Here is a 15,338-nt window from a genome sequence, read left to right on the forward strand (position 1 = left end):
GGATGCTCGGTCGGCCGGCGTGACGCCGGACGTGCTCAGGAGGAGCGGCGGAGGATGCGGGTCCTCGGCGGCGGCGGAGGTCGCCGGCGGATGGCCGGGGGCCGGGCCAGGAGGGCCCGGGGTCGACGTGCACGCGCGTGCAGGGCGGTGCACGCACTGTCGTCGTGCGGACGCAGCCCGGAGGCCGGTCGGCGTCAGAGGGGCAGGATCTCGCCGGCCAGCAGCATCGCGCCGGCGCGCGCCTTCGCGGTCCGGGTGTCGCTCTGCCACAGGGCGGCGATCCGCACCGCGTCGGCGTCGGTGTAGCCCACGAGTCCGAACGCGGCGATGTCCTGCTCCTCCGTGAAGGAGGCAGGCGCCGCGGGGACGGGCTCGTGCGCGAGCAGCAGGGCGCCGACCCTCGCCTTCGCGGCGAACAGCTCGGTCGAGCCCCAGACGGTGGCGAGGCCGAGGGCGTCCTCGTAGTCGGCTCCGCCGAAGTAGAACGCGGAGAGCTGCTGCTCGTCCGAGTACGGCGCCGTCGCCGCCTCGTCGGGGGCGAAGGGCAGCGGCGCGCCGGTCCGGAGCTTCGATCCGGCCTTGCCCTGCGCGGCTTCCGTGTCCACGCCCCACACGACGGCGAGGTTCACGGCGTCGTCGGCGTACGGCGAGGAGGCGAAGGCGGCCAGGTCGGCCTCCGAGTACACGATCTTCGGCGCGGGGGTGGGGGCGGCGACGGCGGGCGCCGTCATTGCGGCCTCGGCGGAGGCGGACCCGCTCGGCCCCGCGAGCACCCCGGCGGATCCGAGCGCGACGATCGATCCGGTGAGGAGGCAGGCCGCGGCGGCGGTGACCGCGACGCGCTGGAACGCCGATCCCGATCCCGAGCTCGGGCGGCGGTCGGTGGTGGGCTGTCGGGGTGAGTCGGTCATGTCGTGCTCCTCGTCCTGGTCGGCGGGATGCGCCGCGATCCGTCTCGCGTCGTCCCTCGGCCGACGCTAGGTGCGCCGGGACCCCTCGACGACGTCCCGCGAGCCGATCGGGCCCTCCGGCAGAGGATCCCCGCCGCGGGGAGGAACGCCGCGGGCGCGCCTTCCGTCCCGAGGATGAGCGGCGCTGCCGCCCGGCAGGACCCCCGGACGAGTCCGGTCGGCGCCGGGGTCCGCGGAGCCCGCGGCATCGACCGCGTGGTCGCGTGCCCGCGCGGCACCGTCGCCGGTCGGCCGCCGGTCCCCGGAGTGCCCCGCACGGCGCTCGTCCGCTCCCGCACGGCGCTCACCCGTCCCCGCGCGGGCCCGCGCCGGGCCTCGTGAAGCCCGACTGGAAGGCGAAGACGGCGGCCTGCACCCGCGTGCTGCTGCCCGTCTTGGCCAGCATGCTCGACACGTGCGACTTGATGGTCGCGGTGCTGAGGAAGAGCTCCGTCGCGATGTCGACGTTGCTGAGTCCGCGCGCGACGGCGTCGAGCACGTCCCGCTCCCGCTCGCTGAGGGTCGCCAGCGCCGCCAGGCGCAGCGCGTCGGCCGCGACGGGGACGCTCGGCGCCGCCCTCTGCTCGATGAGCGCCCGCGTCATCGCCGGGTCGATGAGGGAGTCGCCGCGGGCGGCCGATCGCACGGCGGCGGCGATGAGGTCGGGTCCGGAGTCCTTGAGCAGGAAGCCCGACGCGCCGGCGGCGATGCCGTCGAACAGGTGCTCGTCGTCGTCGAAGGTGGTGATGAGGACGACCGCGCAGCCGAGCTCGGGCACGAGCCGACGGGTGGCGGAGATGCCGTCCAGGCGCGGCATGCGGATGTCCATCACGATCACGTCCGGTCGGGTCGCGCGCGCGTCGCGGACCGCCTCCTCGCCGTCGGCGCTCCGGCCGACCACGCTCATGTCGTGCTCGGCCTCGAGCATGGTCGCGATGCCCGCCCGCGCGATGGCCTGGTCGTCCACGACGAGCACCCGGAGGGTCACGCCGGGTCCTCCCGTCCGCCGGATGCGATGGGTCGCGGCAGCTCGGCGTGGACCGACCACCCGGCGCCCGCAGTCGGCGGGCCGGTGGTCAGGCTGCCCCCGAGGGAGGCCACCCGCTCGCGCAGGGACGGGGTGCCGGAGCCGCCGCGCGGGAGCTCCGGGAAGCGCTCGCGGGCCGGCCCCGGATCCGTCACGGTCACCGTCCACGCGGACGGCGTCTCCTCGACGACGACGCGGACCTCGGTCGCCGCGGAGTGCAGCATCACGTTGGTGACGCCCTCCTGCACGACGGCCACGATCACGGAGCGGTGCGCGGGCAGGAGGCCGTCGCCGACGCGGACGGCCACGTCGACGTCGTAGCCGATGCCCCGCCCCCGAGCGCAGAGGAGGTCGAGCTCGGCGGCGAGGCTCTGCGGCGCGCTGGAGGCGGGATCGAGCGGCGCGGCTTTGAGGATCCGGACCACGCGGCGGATGCGGGCGAGGACGTCCTGGCCGCCTGCGGCGATGTCGGCGACGGCCGCGGGCAGCTGCTCCGGCTGCCGGTCGGCGACCCGGAGCGCGGCCTGCGCGCGGATGACCAGGGCGGCCACGTGATGGGCGACCTCGTCGTGCAGGTCGCGGGCGATGCGCGTCCGCTCCCGCTCCGCGATGCGCGCCTCCTCGGCCGCCCGCAGCTCGACGAGCTCCCGGTTCTGCGCCGCGAGCGCCGCCGCCGCGAGCCGCTGCCGCCGGAGCATGAGGGCGACGAGCACGACGAGGGCGCACGCCACGAGCTCCGCGACGAGGAGCGACCGGTCGACGTCGGTGTCGAGCAGCAGCACGTCGTCGAGCGGGCGGCCGGCGAGGATGTTGGCGACGATGTCCCGCCAGGGGGTGAGCACCAGCACGCCGAGGACGCCGAACGCGGCCGAGGCGACGAGGACCGGGCCGCGGCCCGCGATCGCGAGGAACGCGACGACGCCCAGCGGCACCAGCGACTCGGGGGCGCGCACGTAGAGGCCGTAGAGCGCGGGCGGCAGCGGGCCCAGCGTCGTGTACGCCGTGTAGCCGGCGACGATGACGAGCGTCTCCACGGGCCACCGACCGGCGGTCGCGGCCCCGAGGATCCCGATGGCTCCGAGGTACGCGTAGCCCGGGAGACCCTGGGGCTGCCAGTCGAGGTGCAGGGCGACGGCCAGACCCGAGGCGTAGCAGGCTCCGGCGATGACGACCACCGCGAGGGTGCGCAGGACCCCGGCGTGAGCACCGGCGAGGGACGCGAGGGCGCCTCGCGGCCGTCCGCCGAGGAGACGGCGGCCGGCTGCCTCCCCTCCGGCGTGCGTCACCCGGCTCACGCTAGCGTCACGACGGCGGAGCGTTCTCGGCCGAAGGGATGAGTCCCGCCAGTCGCCGGAGCTCGGCACGCGCGGTCCCCGGATCGTCCGTGGTCGGGCGCGGGAGGGGCTCCGGCCGCAGGCAACGTGCCAGCAGGCGCTCGACCAGCTCGGCGCGTCGTGCGATCTCGGCGCCGTGCAGGGCGCCGGGGAGGATCCGCACCTCGACGGTGTCCCGGGTCGGCTGATCGGTGAGCAGCGCGGTGAGGTTGACGTCGAAGTACTTCGTGAGACCCGTCTCCGCGGCGAGCCCCTGCATGCGTCGCCAGCGGTCGGCCTCCCCGGACGGCGGGGCACCGCCGTCCGCCGCGTCGGCGTCGACGAGCTCGAGGAGCGCCGGGGGCAGCGCCTGCAGCCGCACGCAGGCCGGGTTGGTCGCGAGCTCCGCGCGCAGCGGTTCCCTCCAGTGGCCGAACAGCCGCACGAGGTTCGCGAACGCGCAGGCGGAGCGGAACGGCGCGGCGTCGAGGTGCATGTGCACGGCGGCTTCCGTCGGGACGCCGAAGCCCGCCTCGCGCGCCGGTCGGAGCAGGGCCTCCAGGGCGGCCTCGTGGTCCTGACGCAGCGGCGGCGTGACGATCTCGCACGGCCGCTCCCGGCCGTGCGCGAGGGCGGTCGCCATGGCGATGCTCGCGCCCGCGCGGTCACGGAGCCGCCGGACGGGACCGATCGTCTCCACCGCCGTGCCGAAGAGGACCGCCACGTCGTCGAGGACGGTCCGGTAGGGGGCGGCCGCGTCGGTGCGGTCGGCGACGAGCCGGAGGAGCCGGGGATCGTCGGACAGCACGCGGTAGAGGTCCGGGTCCGGCCGCTCCCCCGTGCCCGCGTCCGGACGGCGCCCCGCGTCCTGCCCCGCGGCCTGCACCTGCTCGCGCCGGAGGTCCGCGACGATCGTGATGTCGTCGACGAGCGTCGCGAGCGGGCCGCCGTCCCGGTCCCGGACGTCGAACCCGGGCGTCAGGTGCCAGAAGTGGCCCATGCCGGGCACGAGCGACGGCTCGGAGTCGACGTGGAAGAACCGTGTGACGCGTCCCCCGTGCTCGGCGGCGATGCGCTCCGCCAGGGTGAGGCGGCTGGCACCGGGCGGCGCGATCAGCTCGATCTCGAAGCCGATGCGGCTGCGGAGGTGCGTCATGCCCGCGCCCGCGCCCGCGCTCGTGCGGATGCCTCGCGGGCGATGGGACGCGGATGGTGCCGTGAGCCGGTCACGCTGTCTCCTCGCTGGGTCGGGCGCAGATGACGCGGGCTCGTGCCGACCCTGCCCGTCCACTATCGCATCGCCGGCTGCCCTCGGCGTCCGACGGCGGCGCGTCCCCCACCCGTGCCGCGTCCGCCGCGTGCCCGACTCGACCCCGGCCCTGCGGGGCCACGCGGTCGACGCGTGGGCTATGTTCGCCCTGCACCTCGTGCTGGTTCCGCGGCGTGGTCGCGTGATCGTCGAAGCCCAGGCCGACCTGTCTGCCGATCGATCACCGGACGCCGCGCCGGAGGCATCGCCCATGGCGACTGCGCGTTCCCTTCTGTCCACGATCCACGGCTCCATCCGCTCCTCCACCGCCCGGTACCGCCGGGTCCTGGCCCTCCCCGGCGCCCTCGGCTTCGTCGTCCCGGCCGCCGTCGCCCGACTCGGCGTGGCGATGACCGGACTCGGCCTGCTGCTCTCGATCCAGCACGCGTCCGGGTCCTACGCCGTCGCGGGAGCCGCGACCGGCGTCTTCGCCGCTGCGGAGGCGGTCGTCGGTCCGCAGCTCGCCCGCCTCGTCGACCGATGGGGGCAGGGCGCCACCGTGCCGGCCCTCGTGGCCCTGCACGCGTCGGCGATGATCCTCGCCCTCACGTCGGCGGGCGCGGTGCCGGTGCTCGTGACGCTCGGCCTCGTCGCCGCCGCGGGCGCGACGGTGCCGCAACCTGGGGCGCTGTCGGCCGCCCGGTGGGTCCACCTCGTCTCCGAGCCGACGACCCTGCGGACCGCGTTCGCGCTCGAGGCCACCATGAACGACGCCGTGTTCCTCGGCGGCCCGGTCCTCGTCACCGTCGCCAGCACCTCCGTCACCCCGTGGGCGGGCTCCCTCGTCGCCGGCCTGCTGCTCGTCACCGGGTGCGTCGTCCTCGCCTGCCAGGGCAGCACCGCGCCCGCGCCGCAGCGACGCCGGCGACCTACGACCCGCGCACGGAGGACGCCGTCGGTCGCCCCGCGCTTCGTCGCGGCGCTCGGGGTGAACCTCGGCCTCGGCTGCTTCTTCGGCGCCGTCCCGCTCCTCGTCACCGCCCACGCCGCCGAGAGCGGCGTCCCGTCCCTCACCGGCGCCGTCCTCGCCCTCTCCAGCGCGGCCAGCATCGTCGCCGGGCTCGCCTACGGCGCCCTGCGGACGGACCCGACGCCGCAGGTGATCCAGCTGGTGGCCACGATCGTCCTCGCCGGCGCCGTGACGATCGGCGCGCTGTGGCCGTCCCTGCCGGGGGCGACGCTCATGCTCGTGATCGGCGGATGCGCGATCGCCCCGCTGCTCGCGTCGTCGTCGCAGATCGTCCAGGCGACGATCCCTCCTGCCCGTCTCACGCAGGCGTTCACGTGGATCAACACCGCGTCGGCCGCCGGCATCGCCGCCTCGGCCGCACTGACGGGCACCCTCATCGCCACCGCGGGCATCCGCACGGCGACGGGCGCGCTCGTGGGGCTCGTCCTCGTCGCGGTCCTGTCGGCGGGACTCGCGGCACGCAGCGGGCCGGCGACGCCGCGGGGAGCGCCGTCGCCGGGTGCTCGCGGAGGGCAGGATCGACGGTCATGCGGCCCGGAGTCCGGGCGGGGCGCCGAGCCCCGCGGCTAGCTCCCGCTGCGCGCCGCCTCGTCCGCCGCGACGTCCTTCCGCACCGCGAACTGGGTCCGGTGCAGCTCCTCGTACCGTCCCGCGGCGGCCAGCAGCTCCTCGTGCGTGCCGCGCTCGACGATGGCGCCGTCCTCGACCACGAGGATCAGGTCGGCGCTGCGGATCGTGGAGAGGCGGTGGGCGATCACCAGGGCGGTGCGCCCCTCGAGCGCCTCGCTGAGGGCCGCCTGCACGGCCGCCTCCGACGTCGAGTCCAGCGCGGCCGTCGCCTCGTCGAGGATCACGACGCGCGGCTGGGCGAGCAGGAGCCGCGCGATGGTCATCCGCTGGCGCTCGCCGCCGGACAGCCGGTAGCCGCGCTCCCCCACCATGGTGTCCAGCTGGTCCGGCAGGGACCGGATGAGCGGCTCGAGCCGGGCGCGGCGGACGGCGTCCCACACCTCGTCCTCGGTCGCCTCGGGCCTCGCGAGGCGCAGGTTGGAGAGGACCGTCTCGTGGAACAGGTGGCCGTCCTGCGTCACCATGCCCAGCGTGTGCCGCATCGAGGCGGAGGTGACGTCGCGGACGTCCGTCCCCCCGAGGCGCACGGCGCCGTCGTCGACGTCGTACAGGCGCGCGAGGAGCTGCGCGATCGTCGACTTGCCGGCGCCGGACGTGCCGACGAGGGCGACGGTCTGCCCCGGCTCGATCCGGAAGGACACGCCGTGCAGCACCTCCTCGCCGCCGCGGGTGTCGAGCGTGGAGACCTCCTCGAGGGAGGCGAGGGACACCTTGTCGGCGGACGGGTAGGCGAAGCGGACGTCGTCGAACTCGACGGACACGGGGCCCGCGGGGACGGCGACCGCGTCGGGCGCCTCCTGGATGAGCGGTTCGAGGTCCAGCACCTCGAAGACGCGCTCGAAGCTGACCACCGCGCTCATGATCTCCACCCGGGCGTTCGCGAGGCTGGTCAGCGGGGCGTAGAGGCGCGTGAGGAGGAGCGCGAGGGTGACCACCTCGCCGGTGTCCAGCTGGCCGGCGAGCGCGAGGAAGCCGCCGAGCCCGTAGACGAGGGCGAGCGCGAGGGCGGAGACGAGCATCAGAGCGGTGAAGAAGACGAACTGCAGCATCGTGCTCCGCACGCCGATGTCGCGGACGCGGGCGGCCCGGACGCGGAACTCCTCGGACTCCTCGTCGGGGCGGCCGAACAGCTTGACGAGGGTGGCGCCCGGCGCCGAGAAGCGCTCCGTCATCTGCGTGCTCATGGCGGAGTTGTGGTCGGCGGCCTCGCGGCGGAGGGCCGCGAGGCGGCTGCCCATGCGGCGGGCGGGCACCAGGAAGACGGGGAGCATGACCACCGCGAGGACCGTCACGAGCCAGGAGGTGCTGAGCATGACGATGAGGGTGAGGATCAGCGCCACGAGGTTCGTGACCACGCCGGAGAGCGTGCCGCTGAAGGCCTGCTGCGCGCCGATCACGTCGTTGTTGAGGCGGCTCACGAGCGCGCCCGTCCGGGTGCGGGTGAAGAACGCGATCGGCATCCGCTGCACGTGGTCGAAGACGGCGGTGCGGAGGTCGAGGATCACGTCCTCGCCGATCCGCGCCGAGTACCAGCGCGTCACGAGCGACACCCCGGCGTCGGCCACGGCCACGAGGGCGATGACGACGGCGAGCCAGACGATCGTGCCGACCGCGCCCCGGGCGACGATGACGTCCACCACCTGGCCGGCGAGCACCGGCGTGGCGACCGCGAGGAACGCGCCGACGACCGAGAGCGCGATGAAGACCGCGAGCTTCGACCGGTACGGCACGGCGAACGCCAGGATCCGCCGGACGGACGCACGGGAGATGCCGTGCGCTCCGTCCCGGGCGCTCGAGATCTTGTAGAGCGAGCTCCAGGCCGCGCCTTCCATGCTCATGGCGTCTCCTTCGGTGGGCAGCGCGCCCGGATCGAGTGGCGGATCCCCGAGCCCGGGGTCCGTTCCAGCGGCGGCGATCCGGGAGGGCGTCCCGGAGGACGGCCCGGTCGGCGACGCCCTCGGCGTCGTGGCCGTGCTCGCGGACGCGGCGGGTGGGCCGGGCGACCCGCTCGCGCTCGCTCCCCTCATCATGCGCCACGGACGGCAGGGTCGGCGTCCGCGCAGGCGAGCCGTCACCCGGCGCCGGCGGGGTCACGCCCGTCGGAGCCCGCTGTCCGACACGGCTGAGGACGACGGGCGGCGGATCACGCCGGGACGCGCACCCCCGTCAGCTCCTCGGAGAGCGACCACATGCGGCGGGCGTCGTCGGCGTCGGCGACGCGCGGGTAGGGCCGCTGCTCCGCGGGCGCGCCGCCCAGGTGACCGGGTCCGCTCGGGCCGACGAGCCGGCCGCCGCCTCCGGTCGAGGTCGCCGCCATCAGCGCGGGCAGGGAGGCGCTGTCGGCGGTCCCCACGAGGATCCCGAGCCGCGACAGGAGCCGGATCGTCCGCACGTCGAGCCCGTCGCGGGAGCGGCCGGTCGACGTGCGCGCGGCGAGGAGGCTCGTCGGGGCGACGCCCGGGTGGGACAGGTCGCTCGTGATCCCCCATCCGCCCGCCGCGCTCCGCCGCTGCAGCTCGAGGCCGACGAGGCCGGACGCGATCTTCGACGAGCTGTACGCCCGCATCGCGTGGTACCGGCGCTCCCACTGGAGGTCGTCCCATTCCACCGCCCCCTGGGCGGTGGCGATGCTGAGCTGCGACACGACGCGCGCGGATCCCGCGCGCAGCAGCGGCAGCAGCCGGCCCACGAGCGCGAAATGGCCGAGGTGGTTCGTGCCCAGCTGCAGCTCGAAGCCGTCGGCCGTGGTGCGGCGCTCGGGCGGCGTCATCACGCCGGCGTTCGCGACGAGCAGGTGGAGGGGCGCGCCCTCGTCCGCGAGGCGGGCGGCGAGCGCCGCGACGGAGTCGAGCGCCGCGAGGTCGAGGTCGTGCAGCGCCACGCGGGCCGCGGGGTGGCGCTCCCGGATGCGCGCCACGGCGGCCTCGCCCTTCCGCCGGTCGCGCACCGGCAGCAGGACCTCGGCCCCGGCGCCGGCGAGCCGCGTCGCGAGGGCGAGGCCGATGCCGTCGCTGCCCCCGGTGACGAGGGCGCGGCGACCGGCGAGGTCGGGGACGGGGATGTCGATCGGGCGACGGGGCATGGCGGATCCTCCTGGCGGGCCGACGCGGCGGATCCGCGGCGGCTGCGACGAGACTGCCCGGCCCGCCGATCCGGATCCACGGCGCGTCGAGACGTGGATCGGCAGGTCCTGGCTGGGACGGCCGCTGCCCGGGAGGATGGAAGCGACACCAGGAGGACGCATGCGCCAGATGGACCCCGCGGGCCTCGCCCAGTTCCTCCGCGGCCGCCGCGAGGCGCTGCAGCCCGAGGATGTCGGCCTGCCGCGCACCGCGCGTCGCCGCACGAGCGGGCTCCGCCGCGAGGAGGTCGCGGCGCTCTCCAGCATGTCGGCCGACTACTACGCCCGCATCGAGCGCGGCAGCAGCCCGCAGCCGTCCGAGCAGATGCTCGCGGCGATCGCGCACGGACTGCACCTCACGGTCGACGAACGCGACCACCTGCTCCGTCTCGCGGGGCACCGGCCCCCGGAGCGCGGCGGCACGAGCGACCACGTGGCCCCCGGGCTGCTGCGGATCCTCGACCGGCTCGAGGACACGCCCGCCGAGGTGGTCACCGAGCTCGGCGAGACGCTGAGGCAGACGCCGCTCGGCGTCGCGCTCACGGGCGACACCGCCACCCTCACGGGGCCCGAGCGGAGCATCGGCTACCGCTGGTTCGCCGATCCGGCCACCCGTCGCCTCTACGCGGAGGAGGACCACGACCTGCTCGGCCGCCTGTGGGTCTCGGGCCTCCGCGAGGTCGCGACGCGGCGCGGCCCGGGTTCCCGGGCCGCGCGCTACGTGGAGCTCCTGATGCCGCGGAGCGCGGAGTTCCGCGCGCTGTGGGCGGCGCACGAGGTCGGGGTCCGGCCGAACGCCGTCAAGCGGTTCGTGCACCCCGAGCTCGGGCGGCTGGAGCTGTCGTGCCAGACGCTCGTGGATCCGGAGCAGTGGCACCACCTGCTCGTCTACACGGCCGCCCCCGGCTCCGAGAGCCACGAGAAGCTGCGGCTGCTCTCGGTGATCGGCAGCCAGGCGATGGGCTGACGGTCCGGGTCAGTCCGCGTCCACCACCACGGCCGTGATGACCGGCTGGCGGCGGTGCTGGCGCTGCAGCCAGCGGGAGAGGCCCTCGCTCATGGCGCGTTCGGCGGCCGGGCCGTCGAGGCGGCGGCGGCCCGCGGCGGCGGAGAGGGCCTTGGCGACCGCGGCCTCCGCCTCCTTCTTCCAGCCGTCGTGCGCGACGAAGCCGCGGGTGAGGAACTCGGCCGGGTCGAGGAGCCTCTGGCTCGGCTCGTCGAAGATCCCGAGCACGGTGATGTGCCCCTCGCTCGCCAGCGCGCGACGGTCCTCGAGGGCCTTCTCGGTGGCGACGCCGATGGTGGCGCCGTCGACGAAGACGTAGGGCGCCGGGATCCGGCCGGAGACCGTCGCCTTGCCCTTCACCAGGTCGACGCTCACGCCGTCCTCGATGATGAGCACGTTGCTCTCGGGGAGACCCGTCCGCACCGCGAGGGCGGCGTTCGCGACGAGGTGGCGCCACTCGCCGTGCACGGGCAGGACGTTGCGGGGCTTCACGAGGTTGTAGCAGTACACGAGCTCGCCGGCGCTGGCGTGGCCGGACACGTGCACCTTGGCGTTGCCCTTGTGCACGACGTCGGCGCCCCAGCGGATGAGGCCGTTGATCACGCCGTAGATGGCGTTCTCGTTGCCGGGGATGAGCGAGCTCGCGAGCAGGATCGTGTCGCCCTCGCCCACCTGGATGATGTGCTCGCGGCGCGCCATGCGGGACAGCGCCGCCATCGGCTCGCCCTGCGAGCCCGTGCAGACGAGCACGACCTTCGCGTCGGGCATCCGCTCGAGCTGCTTGAGCTCGACGATGAGGCCCTTCGGCACCTTCAGGTAGCCGAGGTCGGCCGCGATCTTCATGTTCCGCACCATGGAGCGGCCGACGAACGCGACCTTCCGGCCGTGCTTCTCGGCGGCGTCGAGCACCTGCTGGATCCGGTGCACGTGGCTGGCGAAGCTGGAGACGACGATGCGCTTGGGGGCGCTGCGGAACACCTGCTCGATGGCGGGCGCGATGTCCTGCTCGGCGGTGGTGAAGCCGGGCACCTCCGCGTTGGTGGAGTCGGTGAGGAACAGGTCCACGCCCTCCTCGCCGAGGCGGGCGAACGCGCCGAGGTCGGTGAGGCGGCGGTCGAGCGGGAACTGGTCCATCTTGAAGTCGCCCGTGTGGAGGACCATGCCGGCCGTGGTGCGGATCGCGACGGCGAGCCCGTCCGGGATGGAGTGGTTCACGGCGACGAACTCGAGGCCGAAGGCGCCGGCGTCGATGCGGTCGCCCTCGCGGACCTGCCGCGTGACGGGCTTGATCTTGTGCTCCTCGAGCTTCGCGGTGATGAACGCGAGCGTGAGGCGCGAGCCGATGATGGGGATGTCAGGCCGCTCCTTGAGGAGGTACGGGACGCCGCCGATGTGGTCCTCGTGCCCGTGCGTGAGGACGATGCCGGCGATCTTGTCGAGGCGGCCGCGGAGCATGCTGAAGTCGGGGAGGATCACGTCGATCCCGGGCTGGGTCTCCTCGGGGAAGAGCACGCCGCAGTCGACGATGAGCAGCTCGCCGTCCTGCTCGAAGACCGTCATGTTGCGGCCGACGTCGCCGAGCCCGCCGAGCGGGGTGATGCGCATGCCGCCGCGGGGCAGGCGCCCGGGCTTCGCGAGGTCGAGGGTGTGGGCGGTGGTGGGAGGCATGGTGCCTTTCTGGTCCGATGGTGCGGGTCGTGCCGTGCGACGGCTGCCCGGTCCGGGCGGGTCGCGCTTCGAGGCGGTGCCTCGGGTGGTCGTGGGCCCGTCGGCGGCGACGGGTGCGGTCGGACGGGGCCGCGGAGGGCGGTCCCGAGCGCCGCGGGAGAGCGGAGCCGGTGCCGATCCGAGCACGAGGGGCGCGGATCCGACGAGGGCGTCGGGGACCAGTCTCCCAGGCCCGGGAGGGGTTCCGCCCCACACGGGGCCGGGCGCCCCCTCGGGCCGGCATCGGCGCGGGTCGCGGAGCCCGCGGACCGACCGCTCCCCGACCCGTCGGTCCCCGGACACCCGGGGTCCACGGACGGTCGAACCCCGACCGCTACGGTGCCCCTGTGGATGCGGATCGGTGGCGGGCGGTGGGATTCGGCGCGTCCGTGCACGTGCTCCGGTTCGGGGTGATCCTGGCGGCCCTGGCGCTCGCGCCGCTGCTGGGGATCACGGGCTGGTACGCGGGCCTCGCCGCCAACGTGGCCTGCGTCCTCCTCGCGGTGCTGCTCGTGACCGTGCGCGGCCAGTGGCGCGCGTCCGGCCTGCTCCGGCTCCGCGCGAGCAGGTCGGCCCTCCTGTTCCTCGTGCCGTTCGCGGTCGAGGTGCTGCTCTGGCTCGTGCCGGGCGGTCTCGTCGAGCGGCCGCCGGGCTTCGGGCTCTGGGCGCTCACCCTGCTCCTGGTGGGGCTCAACGAGGAGCTCACCAGCCGCGTGGTCGTGCTGGAGCGGATGCGGCGCTCCTTCGGCGCCGCCGGAGCCGTCGGGCTCACCGGCGCCCTCTTCGGCCTGCAGCACCTCTCCGCCTTCGCCACCACCGCGCGCACGGTCGACGACGTCCTCCTGAACGTGGTCGTCTCCACGTGCTTCGGCATCGGCCTGGCGGCGTTCCAGCACCGCTTCCGGTGGGTGCTCCCCCTGGTCCTCCTGCACGGCGCCGCCGACTTCACGACGATCCACTCCGCGGACCCGCTGCCCGACGCGGTCGTCGCCATCACCTGCGTCGCCTTCCTCGCGACCGCCGCGCTCATCCTCCGCGGCCGCTCGCCGCGGACGGTCCCCGCGGCAGCGCCCCCGCCGCCGGGCGACGCGCGGACGCCCTGAGGCTGCCGCCCCGCCGCGCGCCTTCCGGGCACGCCGCGGCCCCCGCCTCGCGAGGAGACGGGGGCCGCGTCGTGCCGTGCGTCAGCGCATCACGAGCCGGCGCGCGTCACGATCACGTCGAAGGTCGTCGTGCGGACGTTGCCCGCCCGGTCCTTCGCGGTGCAGGTCACGGTCGTCGTCCCGACGGGGAAGATCCCCCCGCGGGGCGGCACGCACACCACCCGCACGTTCCCGTCCCGGGTGTCGATGGCCGACGGGAGCGCGTACGGCACGCGCACCCCGGTGTCCTTCTTGGCCACGGCCTGGATGTCGTCGACGTCCGCGATGCGGGGCGCCGAGAGGTCCGCCGGGCGGGCGGGCAGCTGCCGCGGCGCGACGATGCCGTAGTACGCGGGCGCGGCCTGCAGCTCGTCGTCGAACGGGAGCGGCTGCTCCCAGGGACGCGCGATCGGCCACGTGCGCAGCCAGCTGCGGGCGTTGCTCGCGCCCCAGAAGGTGACCGAGTCGATGGACGTGGCCTGCGTGCGGAGCATGGCGAAGAGGTCGCGGTAGTAGTAGCCCACCTCCACGCCCGCCTGCGCGTCGTCCGCGTAGACCGGCGTGTACGGATCCTGCGGCGCTCCGCTCACGTCGGCGCCCTCGTTCTGGTTCGAGGCGTTCACGTCGAGCTCGGTGATCGCCTGCAGCAGCCCCGTGTCGATGCGCTCGACCGCGCGGATCGAGTCGCGCAGCCACGCGACCGGACGGGCGAAGTCGACGTGCGCCTGGTGGCCGACGCCGTCGATCGGGACGCCGCGCGCGACGAGCGCGGAGATCAGCTCGAGGTAGTCGGCGCGCTTCGTGGGCAGCTCCGTGTTGTAGTCGTTGATGAAGAGCTCGACGCCCGGGAAGTACTCGCGCGCGAGACGGAAGCCCTCGTCGACGAAGCCCTCGCCCAGCACCTGGAACCAGCGGCTGTCCCGCATGTCGTGCGGGTTGTCGTTCGGGCCGTCGTCGATGACCTCGTTCACGACGTCCATCGCCCAGATCGGGCTGTCCCCGTCCGGGTAGCGCGCGGCGACGTGGTCGGCGATCCCCTTCACGTGCGCCTCCATGCGCGCCCGCAGGAGCGCCTGGTCGGCGGGGCTGTCGGTGAGCGGGCGGTCGCCGTCGAGGAAGAACCACGCGGGCGTCTGCGAGTGCCAGAACAGCACGTGGTAGTAGACGTCGATGTCGTTGGCGTCCGCGAAGTCGAGCAGCTGGTCGAGCTGCGTGAAGGTGAACTGCCCCTCGACGGGCTGGACGCTCTCGGGCTTGCCCGCGTTCTCGGGGGTGAAGGCGTCGAACTGGTGGCGCACCAGGTCGGCTCCGGCACCGACGGTCTCGCGGCCGTCGATCGCGACGCCCACGTGCTCGATGCCGCGGGCGCCGAGGACGTCCTTCAGCGCCGGGATGTCGGTCTGCACGGGCGTCGCGACGACCTCGCCGAGCTGGAAGTCGTCGAGGAGGAAGTCGGCGCCGACCGTGCCCTCGACGTAGACCTGCGCCTTGTCGACCGGGCCGCCGAGCGTGTACGTGCCCGTGAGCTCGGTCCAGGCGTCGGCCGTGACGCGCGCGGCCGCGCCGGCGACCCCGTCGTATCCGCTGCCGCCGCCGGTGTCGCGCTGGACGGAGACCTTCAGCGACGCGGGCTCCTCCCCCGCCGCCAGGCGCGCCCAGACCGTCACCTCGACCTGCTGGCCGACGGCGAGCGCGGTGGTCACGTCGAGGGCGGCGCCGTGCCACTCCTGCGTGCGGTCGGTCACGAGCAGGCTGCCGGAGCCGGTGTGCGCCTCCGTGCTCGGCGCGATGCGGACGCCGTCGCCGCGGGGCGCCCAGGCGCCGGTGCCGGCCTCGAAGTCGGATCCGATGCCCGCGGGGACGGCGTCGACCGCCTGCGCGGCGGGCATGGCGAGTGCCCCGGCGCCCACCACGAGGCCGAGGGCGGTGACGGCGGCGAGCCCGCGGCGCGGGGCGGGGCGGATGCCGCGGGTGCGGCCGCCGGCGGACCTGCTGCGGTCCGGGCGGGGAGGGCTGACGTCCGCGAGCGCGGACGGGGTGGTGCGGGGAATGCTCATCGTCGAACACCTTCCGTGTGGTCCGACGTCGATGTCGGATGCTCGCACCGTAGGCACCGACCCCCATCGGGGGGCGGGGTTTCGAAAGAGTTTTCGTCGTGGGGGG

At 75.0% G+C, this 15,338-nt stretch carries 11 protein-coding genes; 3 read left to right on the forward strand and 8 right to left on the reverse strand.

What is annotated here, in order from left to right:
- Positions 1–194 precede the first annotated feature (194 nt).
- The 4 genes from QFZ62_RS01815 to QFZ62_RS01830 all read right to left on the reverse strand — a co-directional run bounded on the left by QFZ62_RS01815 (position 195) and on the right by QFZ62_RS01830 (position 4,446).
- Positions 195–911 (reverse strand): hypothetical protein, encoded by a 717-nt coding sequence (locus tag QFZ62_RS01815; RefSeq protein ID WP_307501052.1) that lies wholly within the window; start codon positions 909–911, stop codon positions 195–197.
- 343 nt (positions 912–1,254) lie between these two features.
- Positions 1,255–1,938 (reverse strand): response regulator transcription factor, encoded by a 684-nt coding sequence (locus tag QFZ62_RS01820; RefSeq protein ID WP_307501053.1) that lies wholly within the window; start codon positions 1,936–1,938, stop codon positions 1,255–1,257.
- Complete coding sequence (locus QFZ62_RS01825) at positions 1,935–3,263, reverse strand: sensor histidine kinase (protein WP_307501054.1); 1,329 nt, start codon at positions 3,261–3,263, stop codon at positions 1,935–1,937. Before QFZ62_RS01825 ends, QFZ62_RS01820 begins: the two co-directional genes overlap by 4 nt.
- A 16-nt stretch (positions 3,264–3,279) precedes the next feature.
- A complete protein-coding gene (locus QFZ62_RS01830; protein WP_307501056.1) occupies positions 3,280–4,446 on the reverse strand; it encodes an amidoligase family protein in 1,167 nt (388 codons plus the stop codon).
- A gap of 364 nt (positions 4,447–4,810) precedes the next feature.
- Here QFZ62_RS01830 and QFZ62_RS01835 point away from each other — a divergent pair, with 364 nt between their 5' ends.
- Complete coding sequence (locus tag QFZ62_RS01835; RefSeq protein ID WP_307501058.1) at positions 4,811–6,139, forward strand: MFS transporter; 1,329 nt, start codon at positions 4,811–4,813, stop codon at positions 6,137–6,139.
- Here the strand turns inward: QFZ62_RS01835 and QFZ62_RS01840 are convergent.
- The gene (locus QFZ62_RS01840; RefSeq protein ID WP_307501060.1) at positions 6,136–8,037 is read right to left on the reverse strand and encodes an ABC transporter ATP-binding protein; all 1,902 of its coding nucleotides are present in this window, start codon (positions 8,035–8,037) and stop codon (positions 6,136–6,138) included. The two genes, QFZ62_RS01835 and QFZ62_RS01840, sit on opposite strands and share 4 nt — an antisense overlap.
- 305 nt (positions 8,038–8,342) lie before the next feature.
- Positions 8,343–9,281 carry an SDR family oxidoreductase gene (locus QFZ62_RS01845; protein ID WP_307501062.1) on the reverse strand — a complete coding sequence of 313 codons (939 nt, stop codon included), beginning with the start codon at positions 9,279–9,281 and terminating at the stop codon, positions 8,343–8,345.
- Positions 9,282–9,441: 160 nt separating this feature from the next.
- Between QFZ62_RS01845 and QFZ62_RS01850 the strand changes: the two genes are divergently transcribed.
- A complete protein-coding gene (locus tag QFZ62_RS01850; RefSeq protein ID WP_307501064.1) occupies positions 9,442–10,287 on the forward strand; it encodes a helix-turn-helix transcriptional regulator in 846 nt (281 codons plus the stop codon).
- A 9-nt stretch (positions 10,288–10,296) separates the two neighbouring features.
- On the opposite strand, the gene QFZ62_RS01855 is transcribed toward QFZ62_RS01850, so the two are convergent.
- Positions 10,297–11,994 carry a ribonuclease J gene (locus QFZ62_RS01855; RefSeq protein ID WP_307501066.1) on the reverse strand — a complete coding sequence of 566 codons (1,698 nt, stop codon included), beginning with the start codon at positions 11,992–11,994 and terminating at the stop codon, positions 10,297–10,299.
- 386 nt (positions 11,995–12,380) lie between these two features.
- Between QFZ62_RS01855 and QFZ62_RS01860 the strand changes: the two genes are divergently transcribed.
- A complete protein-coding gene (locus QFZ62_RS01860) occupies positions 12,381–13,136 on the forward strand; it encodes a CPBP family intramembrane glutamic endopeptidase (RefSeq protein ID WP_307501067.1) in 756 nt (251 codons plus the stop codon).
- An 89-nt stretch (positions 13,137–13,225) separates the two neighbouring features.
- Here QFZ62_RS01860 and QFZ62_RS01865 read toward each other — a convergent pair whose 3' ends face one another.
- A complete protein-coding gene (locus tag QFZ62_RS01865; protein WP_307501069.1) occupies positions 13,226–15,232 on the reverse strand; it encodes an endo-1,4-beta-xylanase in 2,007 nt (668 codons plus the stop codon).
- Positions 15,233–15,338: the final 106 nt, after the last annotated feature.

The organism is Clavibacter sp. B3I6 (genome assembly GCF_030816895.1).
GTDB lineage: Bacteria > Actinomycetota > Actinomycetes > Actinomycetales > Microbacteriaceae > Clavibacter.

Bases quoted from the DNA above. Each gene is read 5' to 3' on its own strand.
- QFZ62_RS01815 (WP_307501052.1), bottom strand. From the start codon at position 911: ATGACCGACTCACCCCGACAGCCCACCACCGACCGCCGCCCGAGCTCG.
- QFZ62_RS01830 (WP_307501056.1), bottom strand. From the start codon at position 4,446: ATGACGCACCTCCGCAGCCGCATCGGCTTCGAGATCGAGCTGATCGCG.
- QFZ62_RS01835 (WP_307501058.1), top strand. From the start codon at position 4,811: ATGGCGACTGCGCGTTCCCTTCTGTCCACGATCCACGGCTCCATCCGC.
- QFZ62_RS01840 (WP_307501060.1), bottom strand. From the start codon at position 8,037: ATGAGCATGGAAGGCGCGGCCTGGAGCTCGCTCTACAAGATCTCGAGC.
- QFZ62_RS01845 (WP_307501062.1), bottom strand. From the start codon at position 9,281: ATGCCCCGTCGCCCGATCGACATCCCCGTCCCCGACCTCGCCGGTCGC.
- QFZ62_RS01850 (WP_307501064.1), top strand. From the start codon at position 9,442: ATGCGCCAGATGGACCCCGCGGGCCTCGCCCAGTTCCTCCGCGGCCGC.
- QFZ62_RS01855 (WP_307501066.1), bottom strand. From the start codon at position 11,994: ATGCCTCCCACCACCGCCCACACCCTCGACCTCGCGAAGCCCGGGCGC.
- QFZ62_RS01865 (WP_307501069.1), bottom strand. From the start codon at position 15,232: ATGAGCATTCCCCGCACCACCCCGTCCGCGCTCGCGGACGTCAGCCCT.